This window comes from Micromonospora sp. NPDC023956, from assembly GCF_040639195.1.
Taxonomy (GTDB): Bacteria; Actinomycetota; Actinomycetes; order Mycobacteriales; family Micromonosporaceae; genus Micromonospora.
This window is the reverse complement of record NZ_JBEZZN010000008.1, coordinates 151,842-168,967: the sequence shown is the minus strand read 5'-3', so window position 1 is coordinate 168,967 and position 17,126 is coordinate 151,842. Positions and strand designations below refer to the sequence as shown.

Sequence of the window (17,126 nt, the reverse complement as noted above, 5' to 3'; positions counted from 1 at the left end):
CAGTGCGCCGGCGGTCCCCCGGGCCCACGCGGATGCCGCACTGGAGCCGGGTGGCCGCCCTGATCAGCCCGTCCCCGACCACCGGGGCGAGCGGGCGCCCGAGGGCCGGTCCGCGCACCCGCCGCCCGCGACCGGCTCGGAGCCGACGGTCAGTCCCCCTCCAGCCTGATCTCCACGTCGCGGCCCCGCATACACCGGCGGGTGAGCGCCGCCAGGCTCCGGATCCGGGCCATCTCCGCCGGGGAGGCGGCCACCTGGGCGAGGCAACGCAGCTCGGCCAGGAGCCGGGGCGCCTCCGGGGCACGCACGACGAGTTCCCCGGCGGGCTCGAAGCGGTCCAGCAGGGGCGTGCGTCCGCCACCGCGGGCCCGGACGAGCAGCCGCAGCAACACGTCGTCGGAGTCGTCCACCACCTCGACCGGCACGTACGAGGAACCGCGGGCCGATCCGGCGGACCGGACCACCCGGTAGAGCACGACATCCAGACCCATCCGGCCGCCTCCGCCCGTCGACGTCTGCCTGACCCGTACCGGACCGGCTCATTTCGACGAGCGGTCGGCACGACGACCACGTCACCGGCGAGCCGGAACGGCCCCACGACCCGGGACGCCGCTGTCGGCGACACCGAACGGTCGGGGCCGGCGGGTCCGCCGCGCTGCCACCCGCCTCCTGTCGACCGTAAGCTGAACCGGTGCAGGGGGACAACCACATCCCAGCGTGGTCGGCGCGCCGGTCTTCCGGCCCGGTGGTCGAGCCCGGCCACGACGGTGTGATCCCCGGGCGGCCGGTGACCGACGGTGCGATCCCCCGGCGGCCGGTGACCGACGGTCCGATCCCCCGGCGGTCGGTGACCGACGGTCCGATCCCCCGGCGGCCGGTAACCGACGGTGGCGTTCCCCGGCGGCCGGTGGCCGGACGGTGAGTCGCGCCGACGACGGCACCCGCGCCCTGCACGAGGCGCTGCCCCCAGCACTGCGCGACGTGGTGGACGAGTTCGCCGGGCACCTGTCCCAGGTGCGCGACCGCTCGCCGCACACCGTGCGGGCGTACGTCGCCGACCTGGTCTCGTTGCTCGACCACACCGTCCGGATGGGCGGTCGCGTCCCCGCCGACGTGGACCTCACGGTGCTGCGCAGCTGGCTGGCGAAGCAGCGGACCATGGGGGCGGCGCGCAGCTCACTGGCCCGCCGTGCCGCGTCGGCGCGGACGTTCAGCGCCTGGGCGCACCGGTCCGGGCTGCTGCCGGCCGACGTGGCGGCCACGTTGGCCAGTCCCCGGGCCCGACGGGAGCTGCCCACCGTGCTCCGCGTCGACCAGGCCGCCGCGCTGCTCGACGCGGCCCGCCGCACCCGTCCCGACCGGGAACCGGACGGCACCCCCATCGACGCGCCGGACGCCGTCACCCCCGCGCCCGAGCCGGCACACCCACCCACGCCGGCCGCCGACGTTCCCGCGCCCGAGCCGGCACACCCACCCGCACCGGCGTCCGGGCCGGCGGAGACGCCAGCCGGAGTCGCCGGCCAGTGGTCCGACGGGGACGACGAGGCCGTGCTGCTGCGGGATCAGGCCCTGCTGGAACTCCTCTACGCCACCGGGGTACGGATCAGCGAGGCGTGTGGGCTGGACACCGGGGACGTCGACCACGGTCGCCGGCTGATCCGGGTCCTCGGCAAGGGAGGTCGGGAACGGGCCGTGCCGTACGGACTTCCGGCTCAGCGCGCCATCGACGAGTGGCTGGGCCGGGGGCGGCCGGCCCTGGCCCGTCCCGGCTGCGGAGACGCCCTGCTGCTCGGCGCGCGGGGTGGACGGCTGCATCCCACCACCGCCCGCCGGATCGTCGCCGGGCACGCCGACGCCGCCGGGCTGCCCCACACCAGCCCGCACGACCTGCGGCACTCGGCGGCCACGCACCTGCTGGAGGGCGGTGCGGACCTGCGGGCGGTGCAGGAACTCCTGGGCCACTCCTCCCTGGCGAGCACGCAGATCTACACGCACGTGTCGGTGGAGCGGCTGCGGGCCGCCTACCGGCAGGCCCACCCACGCGCCTGACCGGCCGGCGCGGACACCGCCCGACGCGGCTGCCGACGGGCACGTCTCGGGTACCCGGCCCGCGTCGACCGGCACGTCGGCGGTGCTCCAGCAGAATGACCGGCACGACGTGACCGGCACGACGGCGGCGGTGGTCCAGCAGAAGTACGCCAAGGTTCAGGCGAACCGCACCGGCCGTCCCCGCCCTCGCCGCGAACCCGGAATCCCGGACCGGGCGCGGGCTACGATCACCGGGTGACCGTCCCGCAGCCCCCCGCCCCGCTGCCCGGCGCCCGGATGCTGTTCTCCCTCGACCCGGCGGTCTGCCACCTGAACCACGGTGCGTTCGGCACCGTCCCGCTCCCGGTGCAACGGGCCCAGCAGCGACTGCGGGACGAGATGGAGGCGAATCCGCACCGCTTCTTCTCCCGCGGGCTGGTCGAGCGGGTCGCACACGCCCGACGGCACGTCGCCGGCTTCCTCGGTGCCGACCCGGAGGGCAGCGCGCTGGTCGGCAACACCACCACCGGGGTGGCCGTGGTGCTCCAGTCGCTCGGCCTGCGTCCCGGCGACGAGGTGCTGGTCACCGACCACTGCTACGGCGCGGTGCTGCTCTCGGTGCACCGGGAGTGCCGACGGACCGGGGCGTCGTCCCGGGTCCTCCCGGTGCCGCTCGGCGCCACCGCCGAGGAGGTCGTGGAGACCCTCCGCGCGGGACTGCGGCCGGGGCGGACCCGGTTGCTCCTGATCGACCAGCTCAGCTCGGCCACCGCCCGGCTGTTCCCGGTCGCCGCCATCGTCGGCGTCGCCCGCGAGCAGGGGGTGCCGGTGCTGGTCGACGCCGCGCACGTGCCCGGCATGCTGCCGGTCGGCGTGGAGAGCATCGGTGCCGACTTCTGGGTCGGCAACCTGCACAAGTGGGGGTACGCCCCACGCGGTACCGCCCTGCTGGTGGTACGCCCGGCGTGGCGGGAACGGATCGAGCCCCTGACCGTCTCCTGGGAGCAGGAGACCGGCTACCCGGCGCGGGTCGAGTGGCAGGCGACCCTGGACTACACCAGTTGGCTCGCCGCGCCGGCCGGGCTCTACACGCTGCGCAGCCTCGGCGTCGAGCGGGTGCGCGAGCACAACGCCGCGCTCGCGGCGTACGGTCAGCGGGTGGTCGGGGACGCCCTCGGCGTGCCGCCGGTCCAGCTGCCGGACCCGGGCGGGCCCGGGGTGGCGATGCGACTCGTCCCGCTGCCGCCCGGGACGGCCACCACCGCCGAGGCGGCCAAGGCGCTGCGGGACCGGATCGCCGACCGGCTGGCCATCGAGGTCGCCGTGGCGGCGTGGGGCGGTAGCGGCTGGTTGCGCCTCTGCGGGCAGGTCTACAACAGCCCCGAGGAGTACGAGCGCCTCGCGGTACGCCTGCCGCCCCTGCTCGCCCAGCGCTGACCCCTGTCGCCCCACCCGGCCCGCCGGCCCACCCGCCCCACCGGCCCACCCGCCCCACCGGCCCACCCGCCCCGCCGGGAGAACGGGCCACCGGGAGCACGGAGCCCGGGGCCGGCGGGTCGACGCGGGGTAGCAGCCGCACCGGGACCGGCCCCAGCAGGGCGAGCGGGTCGAGGTACTCCTCGCCCCGGCGCAGACCCCAGTGCAGGCAGGCCGACGCCGGACATCCGGGGTGCCCCGGTGCCAGCTCTCCCAGCGGGGTGCCGGCGGTGACCCGGGCACCGGCCCGCACCGACGGCCGGACCGGCTCGTAGGTGGTGCGCAGCCCCTCGGTGTGCCCCACCGTGACCACGGGTCGACCGGCGACCATGCCCGCGAAGAGCACCACCCCGGTGCCCGCCGAGCGGACCCGGGCGCCCGGCGGGGCGGCCAGGTCGACGCCCCGGTGGCCGGGCAACCAGGGCCGGGGCGGCGGGTCGAAGTCGCGGACCGGAGGGGCCGGGCCGCCCAGCGGCCACCGGAAGACCGCTCCCGCGAGGGGTCGCGACGGACCGGGCACCGGCGGCGGTACGGGCTGACCGGAGGCCGTGGTCCGGACGACCGGGCCGGCCGCCGGGAGCATCGTCAGCACCAGCATCGCGGCCACCAGGGTGACCCGGGTCCGCGCCGGTTCGCGTCGCGTCAGATCCGTCACACCGGGCAGCGTGCCCGACGCGGAGGGTCGACACCAGCGGCAAGTGGTCGCCTGTGGATGGTCCGCTGCCCTGTGGACGAACACCCACGCCGTCCGACGATCTGCTATGCCGACCGCCGGAGCGCGGGGGACCCCGGCTCTTCTAGGCTGGTCGGATGGACCGCGACTGGTACGCCTGGCACGCCGACTACGACGACCCGGCCTCCCCGCTCTCCCGTCGCCTCGCCGAGGTACGGCGGCTGGTCGGCGCGGCCCTCGACCACGCGCCCGCCGGGCCGCTGCGGGCGGTCAGCCTCTGCGCCGGGCAGGGGCGGGATCTGATCCCCGTCCTGGCGGAGCATCCGCGCGGCGCCGACGTCACGGCCCGGCTGGTCGAGTTGGACCCGCGCAACGCCGAGCTGGCGGCCGGAGCCGTCCGGGCCACCGGGCTCACCCGGGTCGAGGTGGTATGCGACGACGCCGCGCGCACCGACAGCTGGGCGGATCTCGTGCCCGCCGAGATCGTCCTGGTCTGCGGCCTCTTCGGCAACATGAGCGACGCCGACGTCCGAGCCGTGGTCCGGCACTGCCGGCAGCTCTGCGCGACCGGCGGTACCGTCGTCTGGACCCGGCACCGGGACGCGCCGGACCTGGTCCCGACGATCTGCGACTGGTTCGCCGAGGAGGACTTCGCGCTGCTCTCCCTCACCGGGCCGGCGATCTCCAGCGCGGTGGGGGCGCACCGCCTCACCGGGCCGTCCCGCCCGCTGCCGTCCGGGGTGACCATGTTCGAGTTCAACCGGTGACCTGACCGGCGCCGGGGTGCGCCGGCCGACGCGCCGGGAGCGGTCACCCGACCACTGTGGAGCGGCGCTCCGGACCACGGCACCGGACTGCGGCACGCCCGGCGGCCACACCGGACGGGTCGGCCGGTGGTGGAGGGCGGGTGGGCCGGGGATCGGCCGGCGGGCCGGACGGGTGGCGTCAGCCGCCGAAGCCGGAGTCAGCGGGGAGGGAGATGTCCGGCTTCTCCAGTTCCTCGACGTTGACGTCCTTGAACGTCATCACCCGGACGTTCTTGACGAACCGGGCGGGGCGGTACATGTCCCACACCCAGGCGTCGTGCATCTCAACCTCGAAGTAGACCTCGCCGTCGGAGTTGCGCACGTGCAGATCGACCTGGTTGGCCAGGTAGAACCGGCGTTCGGTCTCCACCACGTAGGAGAACTGGCGGACAATGTCGCGGTACTCCCGGTAGAGCTGAAGCTCCATCTCGGTCTCGTACTTCTCGAGATCTTCCGCGCTCATCGCACTCCGCCCTCCATGACCACATCTTCCCCCACCGGTACCGGCGGTCGAGGCTGCTCGCCCAACGCCACGCCGACGGTACCCTCTGACCGCCCTGAACGCTCCATCGGCTCGTGGCCGTCGGCGACGACCGGCCGGCGGGAACGGGGTGGGCGCCCGTCCCGGCCGGACACCGCCGCCACGTTGACGTACGAGAAACGGTGCTCGGCGCACGGCCCGTGTTCCCGCAGCGCGGCGGTGTGCTCGGCGGTGATGTACCCCTTGTGGTCGGCGAAGCCGTACCCCGGGTGCCGCGCGTCCAGCTCCACCATGAGCCGGTCCCGGGTGACCTTGGCGAGCACACTCGCCGCCGCGACGCACGCCGCGACCCGGTCGCCCTTCCAGACCGCCAGTCCCGGCACGTCCAGGCCGTCGACGGGGAAGCCGTCGGTCAGCACGTACTCCGGCCGGGTGGCGAGCGAGGCGAGGGCCCGACGCATGGCGGCCAGGTTGCACACGTGCAGGCCCCGGGCGTCGACCTCGTCGGCCGGGATCACCACCACGGCGTACGCCAGGGCCCGGGTGACCACCTCCTGGTACACCCGTTCCCGGCTGGCCGGGGTGAGCAGCTTGGAGTCGGCCAGCCCGTCGATCTCGCCCCGTCGACCCTCCGGCAGCACCGCCGCGGCGGCCACCAGCGGCCCGGCACAGGCCCCCCGACCGGCCTCGTCCGCGCCCGCGACGTGCCGGAAGCCCCGGCGTTGCAGGGCCCGTTCGAGGGCATAGAGGCCGCCGTCGCGACGGACGACCGTACGTGGTGGCGTCAGCACGTCGTCTCACCTCCCAACACCCGGCTCAGCAGCGCCGGCAGGTCCGACGGGTAGTACCGCTCGGTGGTGGCTGTCAGCGCGTCCCGGGACCACCAGCGGTGCCCGGTGACGCTGGCCCGTTCGACGGCGTCGAACCCCGTGGTGTCCACCTCCCAGGTGGGCACCCGCACCAGGAAGAAGTCCTGCTCCTGGCGGTACCACGTGCCGTCGAACGGGAACTCGATCGTCTCCCGCCACACCGACGACCCCAGCTCTTCGGGAGCCAGCCGCAGCCCGGTCTCCTCGGCCAGTTCCCGGGCCGCACCGGCGGCGGGCTCCTCACCGGCGTCCAGCCCGCCACCCGGGGTGAACCAGTACCGGAAGTCGGGACGGGCCGGGTCGCTCCCCGCGAAGAGCAGGACCCGCCCGGCCGCGTCGACCAGCAGGACGCGTGCCGCGCGCCGGGGGGTGGGGACAGTCACCTCTCCAGCCTGCCAGACCGGCTGCGCCCCGCCTGCGGCCACCCTCGGTCCCGCCCGGACGACGCGGCGGACGTCAGGGGTTCGGGACGTCCTCGAAGCCGCTCGGCACGGAGAGCCAGGTAGCCCTGTTCACCGGCCAGAAGACGGTGAAGGCCCGCCCCACCACGTCGTCGACGGGGATGGTGGACTGGTCGATGTCCTGGAGCCGCTCCCAGTGCTCCAGCGAGTCGCCGGAGGCCGCCCGGTGGTCACCCATCACCCAGAGCCGGCCCTTCGGGATGGTGACGTCGAACTCCTGGTCCGCCGGCTTGTCCCGCCGTCCGTCCACCGAGTAGACGTACGGCTCGTCCAGCGACCTGCCGTTGATCATCAGCCGGTCCTGGTCGTCACAGCAGACCACCCGGTCGCCCCCGACGCCGATGACGCGCTTGATGTAGTCCTCGCCGTCCGGGTTGCCGCTCCACTCGGTCGGCGCCTTGAAGACGATCACCTCGCCGCGCTCCGGGGAGCGGAAGTCGTAGACCAACTTGTTGACCAGCACCCGGTCGTCGATCTGGAGAGTGTTCTCCATCGACGGCGACGGGATGAAGAAGGTCTGTAGCACAAAGGCGCGGACCAGCACCGCGACCAGGATCGCCACACCCAGGAGGACCGGCAGCTCCTTCCAGAAGGAACTGCGAGGCTTGTCGGTCTGCTCGTCTATCACGAGTGGAGCCTACGTCGCCCGACGCGCATCGATCGACCGGAACGCGCGACAACCGTACCCGCGCCCACCAGCGGGGCGAACGGCAGCAGCTGGCCGACCGGATCCGGCCCGGCCGGCGCGGGCGCGGCCACCACGGCGTCGACCTCGGCGAAGGTCTCCGGCACCGGTAGCGACGACCAGCGGGCGGACGGCCAGACCACCAGGAACGCCCGGCCCACCACGTTGTCGATCGGCACCGGCCCCTGGCAGCGGGCGTCCTGCGAGACCAGCCGATGGTCGCCCAGCACGAAGATCTGCCCCGGTGGGACGACCACCTCGTCGAACCGGCGGGACCGGCACTCCCGGGGGTTGGGCGGCAGGTCCAGCGGCGAGTCGCGCAGCACGTACGACTCGTCGAGCGCGACGCCGTTCACGGTCACCCGGCCCTGCGGGTCACAGCAGGCGACCCGGTCCCCCGGGACGCCGATCACCCGCTTGATGAAGTCCTTCTCGCCGGGACGGCTCACCCCGACCAGGTCGCCGAGGGTCTGACCGAGCTTGGCCAGGAACCCCGGCTCCGGCACCCCGTCCACCTGCGGCGCCCACCGGTCGGTGCCCCGGAACACCACCACCTCGCCGCGGGCCGGTTCGCGGAGGTCGTAGACGACCTTGTTGACCAGGACCCGGTCCCCGACCAGGAGGGTGTCCTCCATCGAGCCGGACGGGATGAAGAACGCCTGGAGCAGGAACGTCCGGATCAGCACGGCGAGGCAGAAGGCGACGATCAGCAGCAGTGGCAGCTCCTGCCAGAGCGGCATCTGCCGGCGGGACCGCCGGGACCGGCGCCGCCACGGCTCGACCGCGCCGTCCTCGTCCACCGATTGCACCACGTCCACTCCCCGCATCACGCCCAAAAAGGGACCGCCCGGGAACCTCGTCGAGGCTCCACGGGCGGTGGGGGTCCGTCAGCGCCGCTGCGCCCGCCCGACCAGCGTAGTGCTCGCGGGTCAGGGGACGTTCGGCGTGCCGGTCGGTGTGGCGGCGAGATCAGCTGGTCTGCTTCTCGCGCTTCTCCTTGATCTTGGCCTTCTTGCCCCGCAGCTCGCGCAGGTAGTAGAGCTTGGCCCGACGGACGTCACCACGGGTCACGATCTCGATCCGGTCGATCGCCGGGCTGTTGATCGGGTACGTCCGCTCGACGCCGACACCGAAGCTGATCTTGCGGACGGAGAAGGTCTCCCGCAGACCGTCACCCTGCCGGCGGATGACCACGCCCTGGAAGATCTGCACACGGGACCGGTTACCCTCGACGACCCGCGCGTGCACCTTGACGGTGTCACCGGCGCGGAAGTCGGGGAGGTCGGTCCGCTTGGACTGGGCGTCAAGGGCGTCCAGGATGTTCATCGCTGCAACCTCGTGAGGCTCACGGCGCACCGGTACTCGGCACGCGAACGGGTGATTCTGATCCTCGGGTGGTGGCCGGTGGAGACGACCCCGGTCGGGGATCCTCGTAGCCGCCCACGGCGCGAGCGGATACGGCAACCCCCCTACTCTGCCATATGCCCTCGTATGGCAGAGAACCCGGCCCGGTCGAGCGCAGCCCGGTCCTTCTCGTCCAGCTGGTCGACGACGGGGGCGAGCAGGTCCGGACGGCGTCGGGCGGTCCGGCGCAGCGCCTCGTCCCGGCGCCAGCGGGCGATCCGGCCGTGGTCGCCGGAGCGGAGGATCTCCGGCACCTCGTGGCCGCGCCAGCTCGGCGGCTTGGTGTAGACCGGCGCCTCCAGCAGCCCGTGCGCGTGGGACTCCTCGTCCAGCGAGCCGGCGTTGCCGAGCACCCCGGGCAGCAGCCGGGTGACCGCCTCCAGGATCACCAGCACCGCCACCTCGCCGCCGAAGAGGACGTAGTCGCCGAGGGAGACCTCGGTCACCGGCATCCGGGTGGCGGCGTGGTCCAGTACCCGCTGGTCGATGCCCTCGTACCGGCCGCAGGCGAAGAGGAGGTGCTCCTCGGCGGCCAGCTCGTGCGCCATGGCCTGAGTGAACCGGACCCCGGCCGGGGAGGGGACCAGCAGCCGGGGCGGCGGGGCCTGCGCCGGGGCGAGCGCGTCGAGCGCCTCGCCCCACGGCTCCGGCCGCATCACCATGCCCGGTCCGCCGCCGTAGGGCGTGTCGTCGACCGTGCGGTGCACGTCGTGGGTCCAGGTCCGCAGGTCGTGTACGGCCAGGTCGAGCATCCCCCGGGCGCGGGCCCTGCCGATCAGCGACAGGTCGAGCGGGGTGAGGTACTCGGGGAAGATCGACACGACGTCGACGCGCATGGCGGGGGTCGCTCCTGCGGGTGTCACGGGTGGCGCCGGCGTCACAGGTCGAGCAGTCCGCCCGGCGGGTCGACGACGACGCGCCCACCGGCCAGGTCGACCTCCGGCACGATCGCCCGGACGAACGGGATGAGCGCGCTACGCCCCTCGGGGCGACGCACGACCAGCAGATCGGAGGCGGGCGCGTGGTCGATGCGGGTCACCTCGCCCAGGTGCTCGCCGTCCGGGGTGACCACGGCCAGCCCGACGAGCTGGTGGTCGTGGAACTCCTCCGGGTCCTCCGGTGGCGCGATCCCGGCGCTGTCCACGACGAGCAGCGTGCCCCGCAGCGCCTCGGCGACGTCCCGGTCGAGCACGCCCTCGAAGACGACCAGCAGGTGTCCCTGGTGCCAGCGGACGGACTCGATGGTCAGCCGGTCGGGCACCTGGTATGGCACGCCGGGACCGGGCGCGGGGTTGGCGGGCCTCGCCCCCGGCTCGGTGGTCAACACCGAGCCGGGGACGAATCGCGATTCCGGCTCGTCGGTCCGCACCTCCACGGTGACCTCACCGCGGACGCCGTGCGGCTTACCGATCCTGCCGATGACGAGAAGCATCAGTACGAGTCGACGATGTCGACGCGTACTCCGCGCCCGCCGATGGAGCCGATCACCTGGCGCAGCGCCTTGGCGGTCCGGCCGGACCGCCCGATCACCGTGCCGAGGTCCTCCGGGTGCACGCGGACCTCGAGCCGCTTGCCCCGACGGGAGTCCACCAACCGGACACGCACGTCATCCGGGTGGTCGACGATCCCCTTGACCAGGTGCTCCAGGGCCGGACGGATTGCCACGTCAGGCCTGCTCGCCGGAGTCCGCACCGGCCGGCGCCTCAGTCTTCGGCGCCTCGACCTTTTCGGCCTTCTCGGCCTTCTTGGCCGGCTTGGCCGGAGCGTCGGTCAGACCGGCCGCGGCCTTCGCCTCGGCCTCGTACGCCTCCTGGCGGTTGACCCGCTCGGCGGCGACCTTCAGCGGCGGCGGGGCCGGCAGGCCCTTGAACTTCTGCCAGTCGCCGGTCAGCTCCAGCAGACGCTGCACTGCCTCGCTCGGCTGCGCGCCGACGGACAGCCAGTACTGGACCCGCTCCGACTTGACCTCGATGACCGAAGGGTCCTCCTTCGGCTGGTAGATCCCGACGAACTCGATCGCGCGGCCGTCACGCTTGGTGCGCGAGTCGGCGACGACGATGCGGTACTGCGGGTTGCGGATCTTGCCCATCCGCAGGAGCCGGATCTTTACGGCCACAGTCTTTTCGCTCCTGTTGCGATTCTCACCGGCCCGAACGGGCGGTGCGGCGGGTGAGAGCCGACCGGCACAGTGGGGATGGGCCGGGGACTGCTCGGTGGACTGGCGGCATGCCCGGGTTAGAGGGCGCCGGACACGCGCCGGATACCAGCCAGCCATTCTGCCAGATTCCGCGCCGCTCCCTCGCACCGGGTCGACGACCGTCCGCCGGGCGGTCCCGGCAGCGGGCGGTCCCGGGCACCATGAGGTCCGCGCGGAGCCGCACGTACCGGGGTCAGCGGACGGGCGGGCGGTCCCAACCCGGTGGCAGGGCCGGCGGGGGGAGCCACTCCGGCGCCGGGGTGAAGTCGCACCAGGTGCCGTCGAAGGGGAACGTCCCCGCCTCGGCGAGCGCGATCACCCGCCGCCCCTCGGCGCGGACCGCGGCCTCGTCGGCCACCCAGTAGTGCTCGGCGAGGGCGAGCCGCTCGGCGAACTCCTCCTCGTCCTTCCACCGCCAGCTCAGGTCCGGCCGCACGACCACGTCGAGATCCTGGTCGACCATGTCCACCCCGGCGAGGTCGCCGTCGTCCCAGCGGACGCCCGGTTCCTCCAGGTTGACGTACCAGTTGGCGAAACGCCCCTCGTCGTCGGCGAACCACCAGACCGAGTGGGCCGCCCCGGAGGGTAGGAACTTCAGCAGCGGCGGGCCGTCCCAGCGGCTCTGTGCCAGCCCGTACGACGGGGAGGTCACCCACTCGGCGAACGGCATCGTCCGCATGCCCCGCCCGTCGGCGGCGACCTCGCTGGCCACCGGAGTGTCCCGGGCGATCCAGAGCAGCAGGCCGCGCTCGTCGTCACTGACCACGCGGGCCGGCCGGACCCAGCCGATCCGACCCCGCCGCACGTTCCGGTGCACGATCAGCCGCCCCGGCTCGAACCGCACCCGCGCCTCCCCCATCAGGGCGCCGGGGACCCTGCTCCGCACGAGGCGGTAGCCGGCGTCCCCGGCAACCGCCTCCGTCAGTACGCCCGCGCCAGCACGGCGACCAGGTCGGGCTCGTCCTCCGAGTCGGGCACGGAACCGTCTGCCCGCAGCAGGCAGCGCACCGTCACGCCCTGGGCGTTGGCCTCGGTCTCGCCCGCGGCACCCACCGCCGACCACGGCACCCGGGCCCAGCCGGTGGCGGCGGCCTCGATCGCCTCGGCCAGGGTGGCCACCTCCCGGGTACGGGACTCGCGGTGGGCGACTGCCTGGTCGTACAGCGACTGCTGGTCGGCGGTGAGCGCGGCGAGCACCGCGTCGACCACGTCGGCCACCGGCACCGGGGTCTTCGAGCCGTCCGTCCGGCGGACCAGCACCGCGTTGCCGGCCGCCAGGTCGCGGGGGCCGACCTCGACGCGTACCGGATAGCCGCGCAGCTCGGCATCGACGGCCCGGCGGCCGAACGGGGTGTCGACGCGGTCGTCGAGGGTGACCCGGACCCCGGCGTCGCGCAGCGCGTCGCGGAGCTTGCCGGCCGCCTCGCCGACGCCCTCGCCGTCCTTGACCACCATCACGTACGCCTGGATGGGCGCCAGCTTCGGCGGCACCCGCAGGCCGTTGTCGTCGCCGTGGCACATGATCAGGCCACCGAGCATCCGGGTCGAGGTGCCCCAGGAGGTCGTCCAGGCGTGCTCCCGGCCGCCCTCGGCGGAGGAGTAGGTGATGTCGAACGCCTTGGCGAAGTTCTGCCCCAGCTCGTGACTGGTGCCCAGCTGGAGGGCCTTGCCGTCGCCCATCATGCCCTCGAGCGTGTAGGTGGCGGTCGCCCCGGCGAACCGCTCCCGGGCGGTCTTCAGACCCACCTGCACCGGGATGGCCAGGACGTTGACCATCAGGTCCTCGTACGCCTCGTGCAGGATCCGGCGGGCGTAGGCGCGGGCGTCGGAGCGGGTCGCGTGCGCGGTGTGCCCCTCCTGCCAGAGGAACTCGCTGGTGCGCAGGAAGATCCGGGGGCGCAGCTCCCAGCGGACCACGTTGGCCCACTGGTTGAGCAGCAGCGGGAGGTCCCGGTAGGAGTCCACCCACTTGGCCATGAACTCGCCGATGACCGTCTCGCTGGTGGGCCGCACCACCACCGGCTCGGCGAGCTGCTTGCCGCCGCCGTGGGTGACCACCGCCAGCTCGGGCGAGAAGCCCTCGACGTGCTCGGCCTCCCGCTTGAGGTAGCTCTCCGGGATGAAGAGCGGGAAGTACGCGTTCTCCGCGCCGGCGTCCTTGATCCGGGCGTCCATCTCGGCCTGCATCCGTTCCCAGATGGCGTAGCCGGCCGGTCGGATGACCATGGTGCCCCGCACCGGCCCGTTGTCGGCGAGCTTCGCCTTGGCGATCAGGTCCTGGTACCAGCGGGGGAAGTCCTCCGCGCGGGGAGTGAGCACGCGTGCCATGACCGGACATCCTATGCGCCCCGTCGGCGGTGGCCGCGACCGGACGCGGCGGGTCCCGTGCTCCGGGCGACCGGCGGACGGCTCTGCCATCATGAGGACGTCCGTTCCGGGGTCGCCGGAGGGGGACTGCCGGTCGCCCGACGTCCGGGCCGAGCGACCCGGGACGCACGCCCCGGAGAACGGAGAGGGCGGACGGTGGACCTCGCCGAGACCCTGCGCCGGGTGCTGCACGCGTCGCACCGCACCCGCCCGGAGGACCTGCCGGAGCTGGCGATGCGGGTCGCGCCGCTGCTGGACGCCGACGCGGTGCTGCTCTACCTCGTCGACCACCAACAGCGGTGGCTGGTGCCGCTCACCGGCACGCTCCCCCCGGCCCGCCAACCGGTGTCGATCGCCGGCACGATCCCCGGACGCACGTTCAGCACGCTGGCCGACCACCAGGTCCCCGGCCCGGACGGGGTGTCGCTCTGGATACCCCTGCTCGACGGCGCCGAACGACTCGGGGTGCTGGAGGTGGTCGGTAGCGGCGGCTACGACGAGAAGCGCCACGACGACCTGCGGGTCTTCGCCACCCTCATGGCCGAACTGGTGGTCACCCGGGGTCTGTACGGCGACACCCTGGAGCTGCTCCGGCGGCGGGCGCCGATGCAGCTTCCCGCCGAGCTGCTGCGCGCCCAGCTGCCGCCGCTGACCTTCGCCACCGAACGGTTGGTGATCAGCGGACTGCTGGAGCCCTGCTACGAGGTGGGTGGGGACGCCTTCGACTACGCGGTCAACGGCGACCTCGCCCATCTGGCGCTCTTCGACGCGGTCGGCCACGGCACGCAGGGCGGCCTGCGGGCGGCCGTGCTCGCCTCGATCGCGCTGGCCGCGTACCGCAACGCCCGGCGGGGCGCGCTGACGCTGGTCGAGACGTACCACCACATCGACCGGGCGGTACGGTCCTACGACCGGTCCGGGATGATCACGGCGGTCCTGGCCGAGTTGGACCAGGGCACCGGGCGGCTGCGGGTGATCTCGGCCGGGCATCCGAGCGGCCTGGTGTTGCGCGGCGGCCGGGTGGTACGCGTCCTGCCGACGCCGACCGCGCTGCCGATGACCCTGGGCGACCTGCGTCCGCCGAGGGTGATCGAGGAGGACCTGCAACCCGGGGACGACGTGCTGCTCTACACCGACGGGATCATCGAGGCACGGTCACCCGACGGTGAGCCGTTCGGGGTGGACCGGCTGGTCGACTTCGCCGTCCGGGCCCTGGCCGACGGTCTGCCCGCGCCGGAGACCACCCGCCGGCTGGTGCACGCCATCCTCGATTACCAGAACGACCAGCTGGCCGACGACGCCACCCTGCTCATGGCCCGCTGGCTCGGCTGACCCCGCCGCGTACCCCGCGCCCCGGCGCGCCCCCGAAGGCGACGACCCGGCCGGTGCGCGACCGTAGACTTCCGCCGGATGGACGGGATCCGGGACACCGCGCGGCAGCGGCTGCGGGACACGATCGTCGACGCCGCCCGCGCGCAGGCCGTCGCCGTCGGGTGGGACGGCGTCCGCATGGGCGGCGTGGCACGGGCGGCCGGGGTCAGCCGGCAGACCGTCTACAACGAGTTCGCCAACAAGGCGGGGCTGGCCGAGGCGCTCGCCCGGCGGGAGGTCGACCGGTTCGTCGCGGACGTCCGGGCGGTGCTGCGCCGCCACGGTGACGACGTCCGGGCCGGGGCGTACGCGGCGATCGCGCACACGCTCACCGAGGCGGCCGGCAACCCGTTGATCAAGGCGATCCTGACCAGTGCCCGGGGTGGCTCCGACGCGCTGCTGCCCTACCTGACCACGCGCGCCGAGCTGGTGCTGGACGAGGCGACGGGTGCGCTGCTGGAGTGGGCCGGTCACCGGCTGCCGGAGGCCGACCCGGCGGCCCTGGCCTTCGCCGCCGACGCGGTCGTCCGCCTGGTGGTCAGCCACATCGTGCTGCCGCAGGCGCCCCCCGACCGGACCGCGCAGCACCTGACGAACCTGGCCCTGCACCTGCTCTCCGCCACCACCCCACCGGGCGGTCACGACGTCACCGGCGGCCGGGCCCGGCGGGCCGCTCCGCCGACGTCCTGACCGGCGGGCCGCTCCGTTGACGTCCTGACCGGCGGGTCGCTCCGCCGACGTCCTGACCGCCGGAGCGCCCCGGGGCCGACGACGTCCCCTCTGGCCGGCCGGGCAACCCCGCCCGGAGCGCCCCGGGCCCCGGCCGACGTGCTGCCGTCGATGGCGACCGGTGGCCCGGGTCGGCACCCGGCCGGCGGGCCGCGTCAGCCGAGCGGGCGACCGCGCAGGACGATCCGGCTGGGGGCCCGCACGACGCGCAGGTCACGGCGCGGGTCCTCGGGGTAGACGACCAGGTCGGCGGGGCCGCCCTCGGTGAGCCCGCCGAAGCCGAGCCAGGAGCGTCCGCCCCAGGAGGCGGCGGCGAGCACGTCCGCCGGGGTCATGCCGGCCCGCTCGTGCAACAGCAGCATCTCGTCGGCGGCCAGCCCGTGATCGATGCCGCCGCCCGCGTCGGTGCCGACGTAGATCGGCACACCTGCCTCGTGGGCCGCCCGGACCACGTCGGGGAAGCCGTCCCGGAGGGCGAGCATGTGGTCGGCGTACCCGGGGAACTTCTCCCGGGCCTGGTCGGCGATCCGGCCGAAGGTCTGGATGTTGATCATGGTGGGCACCAGGGCGGTCCCCCGGCGGGCCATCTCGTCGACCAGGTCGAGGCTGAGGCCGGTGCCGTGCTCGACCGAGTCCACCCCGGCCCGCACCATGATCGCCACGGCCTCCTCGGAGAAGGTGTGCACCGCGGCGCGCACCCCGGCGGCGTGGGCGGCCTCGACCGCCGCGGTCATGGTGGCCGCGTCCCAGGCCGGCGCGAGGTCCCCGACACCCCGGTCGATCCAGTCGCCGACCAGCTTGACCCAGCCGTTGCCGGCACGGGCCTGCGCGGCCACGGTCGCGGCGACCTCGGTCGCGGGCACCTCCACCCCGATGTCGCGCAGGTAGCGCCGGGGTGGGGCGATGTGCCGGCCGGCGCGGGCCAGCCGCGGCAGGTCGGGGTCGTCGTCGAGTTCCGGGTACGGATACGGCGACCCGGCGTCGCGGATGGCCAGCACCCCGGCGTCCCGGTCGACGATGGCCAGTTCCCGCGCCTGCTCCAGCGAGCCGACCGGCGCGCCACCCCGGGCGATGCCGATGTGGCAGTGCGCGTCGACCAGGCCGGGCAGGATCCACCCGCCGTCGACGATGGTCTCCGCGCCGGCCACCGGCTCGAACGTCACCCGGTCCCCCACCAACCACAGGTCGCGCTCCTCGTCGTCCGGGAGCACCACGCCGCGTACGTGCCAGGCCATTCGTCCTCCGTGTGAGTCGGGAGCGGGCGGTCGGTGGCCATTCTTCCCCGACGCGTCCGCGCGGCCCGGGACGGGCCGGACGCGACAGCCGGTCCGGCCGGACGGAGTCCGACACGAGCCGGCACACACCCGTCAGGATCGATGGTGCGGAGCGCCCCACGAACCCCTGCGGATCCTGTAACGGAACCAACACGTAGAGCAACACGAACGGTTGATTGACAGATTTATTTATTTACGCCTGTCTTGCTGCCGGGAACGGGCGGGCTCAAGATGCTCCGATGGGTCCGGGGCACCCGGGCTCTTCCGCTCGCCTCACGAAGGAGCGTCACAACCGTGTCACCACG

19 protein-coding genes and 1 pseudogene are annotated in these 17,126 nt (G+C 74.0%); 5 read left to right on the top strand and 15 right to left on the bottom strand.

The window, feature by feature from the left end:
• Positions 1-149 precede the first annotated feature (149 nt).
• Positions 150-491 carry a hypothetical protein gene (locus tag AB0F58_RS17665; protein ID WP_357143558.1) on the bottom strand — a complete coding sequence of 114 codons (342 nt, stop codon included), beginning with the start codon at positions 489-491 and terminating at the stop codon, positions 150-152.
• 427 nt (positions 492-918) lie between these two features.
• Between AB0F58_RS17665 and AB0F58_RS17660 the strand changes: the two genes are divergently transcribed.
• Complete coding sequence (locus AB0F58_RS17660) at positions 919-2,049, top strand: tyrosine recombinase XerC (protein WP_357143556.1); 1,131 nt, start codon at positions 919-921, stop codon at positions 2,047-2,049.
• A gap of 234 nt (positions 2,050-2,283) precedes the next feature.
• Entirely contained in the window at positions 2,284-3,465 is a 1,182-nt protein-coding gene (locus AB0F58_RS17655) for an aminotransferase class V-fold PLP-dependent enzyme (RefSeq protein ID WP_357143554.1), read from the top strand.
• A gap of 127 nt (positions 3,466-3,592) precedes the next feature.
• Here the strand turns inward: AB0F58_RS17655 and AB0F58_RS17650 are convergent.
• Positions 3,593-4,087: pseudogene (locus tag AB0F58_RS17650) on the bottom strand (M23 family metallopeptidase); the annotation flags it as partial.
• Between the two features lie 227 nt (positions 4,088-4,314).
• Here AB0F58_RS17650 and AB0F58_RS17645 point away from each other — a divergent pair.
• A complete protein-coding gene (locus AB0F58_RS17645) occupies positions 4,315-4,944 on the top strand; it encodes an SAM-dependent methyltransferase (RefSeq protein ID WP_357143552.1) in 630 nt (209 codons plus the stop codon).
• Between the two features lie 178 nt (positions 4,945-5,122).
• On the opposite strand, the gene AB0F58_RS17640 is transcribed toward AB0F58_RS17645, so the two are convergent.
• The 12 genes from AB0F58_RS17640 to proS form a co-directional block, all read right to left on the bottom strand.
• Complete coding sequence (locus tag AB0F58_RS17640; protein ID WP_007075222.1) at positions 5,123-5,446, bottom strand: DUF2469 domain-containing protein; 324 nt, start codon at positions 5,444-5,446, stop codon at positions 5,123-5,125.
• Positions 5,443-6,255, bottom strand: coding sequence for a ribonuclease HII (locus AB0F58_RS17635; protein WP_357143550.1), 813 nt, complete (start codon positions 6,253-6,255; stop codon positions 5,443-5,445). Before AB0F58_RS17635 ends, AB0F58_RS17640 begins: the two co-directional genes overlap by 4 nt.
• Complete coding sequence (locus AB0F58_RS17630) at positions 6,249-6,716, bottom strand: NUDIX domain-containing protein (RefSeq protein WP_357143548.1); 468 nt, start codon at positions 6,714-6,716, stop codon at positions 6,249-6,251. The genes AB0F58_RS17635 and AB0F58_RS17630 overlap by 7 nt, the downstream gene beginning before the upstream one ends.
• A gap of 73 nt (positions 6,717-6,789) precedes the next feature.
• A complete protein-coding gene (lepB, locus tag AB0F58_RS17625) occupies positions 6,790-7,422 on the bottom strand; it encodes a signal peptidase I (protein ID WP_357143546.1) in 633 nt (210 codons plus the stop codon).
• Complete coding sequence (gene lepB / locus AB0F58_RS17620) at positions 7,419-8,291, bottom strand: signal peptidase I (RefSeq protein WP_357143544.1); 873 nt, start codon at positions 8,289-8,291, stop codon at positions 7,419-7,421. Before lepB (AB0F58_RS17620) ends, lepB (AB0F58_RS17625) begins: the two co-directional genes overlap by 4 nt.
• 157 nt (positions 8,292-8,448) lie before the next feature.
• Entirely contained in the window at positions 8,449-8,805 is a 357-nt protein-coding gene (gene rplS, locus AB0F58_RS17615) for a 50S ribosomal protein L19 (RefSeq protein WP_357143542.1), read from the bottom strand.
• Positions 8,806-8,948: 143 nt separating this feature from the next.
• Complete coding sequence (gene trmD, locus AB0F58_RS17610) at positions 8,949-9,719, bottom strand: tRNA (guanosine(37)-N1)-methyltransferase TrmD (RefSeq protein WP_357143540.1); 771 nt, start codon at positions 9,717-9,719, stop codon at positions 8,949-8,951.
• A gap of 41 nt (positions 9,720-9,760) precedes the next feature.
• On the bottom strand, positions 9,761-10,315 hold the full coding sequence (gene rimM / locus AB0F58_RS17605; protein ID WP_357143538.1) for a ribosome maturation factor RimM: 555 nt from the start codon (positions 10,313-10,315) through the stop codon (positions 9,761-9,763).
• Positions 10,315-10,575: an RNA-binding protein gene (locus AB0F58_RS17600; protein WP_357143536.1), complete on the bottom strand. Its 261-nt coding sequence runs from the start codon at positions 10,573-10,575 to the stop codon at positions 10,315-10,317. The genes rimM and AB0F58_RS17600 overlap by 1 nt, the downstream gene beginning before the upstream one ends.
• Complete coding sequence (rpsP, locus tag AB0F58_RS17595) at positions 10,550-10,999, bottom strand: 30S ribosomal protein S16 (RefSeq protein ID WP_357143534.1); 450 nt, start codon at positions 10,997-10,999, stop codon at positions 10,550-10,552. The genes AB0F58_RS17600 and rpsP overlap by 26 nt, the downstream gene beginning before the upstream one ends.
• A 274-nt stretch (positions 11,000-11,273) precedes the next feature.
• Positions 11,274-11,924 (bottom strand): DUF402 domain-containing protein, encoded by a 651-nt coding sequence (locus tag AB0F58_RS17590; RefSeq protein WP_357143799.1) that lies wholly within the window; start codon positions 11,922-11,924, stop codon positions 11,274-11,276.
• 77 nt (positions 11,925-12,001) lie between these two features.
• Positions 12,002-13,408: a proline--tRNA ligase gene (gene proS / locus AB0F58_RS17585; RefSeq protein WP_357143532.1), complete on the bottom strand. Its 1,407-nt coding sequence runs from the start codon at positions 13,406-13,408 to the stop codon at positions 12,002-12,004.
• Positions 13,409-13,603: 195 nt separating this feature from the next.
• Between proS and AB0F58_RS17580 the strand changes: the two genes are divergently transcribed.
• Entirely contained in the window at positions 13,604-14,779 is a 1,176-nt protein-coding gene (locus AB0F58_RS17580; protein ID WP_357143530.1) for a PP2C family protein-serine/threonine phosphatase, read from the top strand.
• Between the two features lie 78 nt (positions 14,780-14,857).
• A complete protein-coding gene (locus AB0F58_RS17575) occupies positions 14,858-15,508 on the top strand; it encodes a TetR family transcriptional regulator (protein WP_357143528.1) in 651 nt (216 codons plus the stop codon).
• A gap of 194 nt (positions 15,509-15,702) precedes the next feature.
• Here AB0F58_RS17575 and AB0F58_RS17570 read toward each other — a convergent pair whose 3' ends face one another.
• The gene (locus tag AB0F58_RS17570; RefSeq protein ID WP_357143525.1) at positions 15,703-16,782 is read right to left on the bottom strand and encodes an amidohydrolase family protein; all 1,080 of its coding nucleotides are present in this window, start codon (positions 16,780-16,782) and stop codon (positions 15,703-15,705) included.
• Positions 16,783-17,126: the final 344 nt, after the last annotated feature.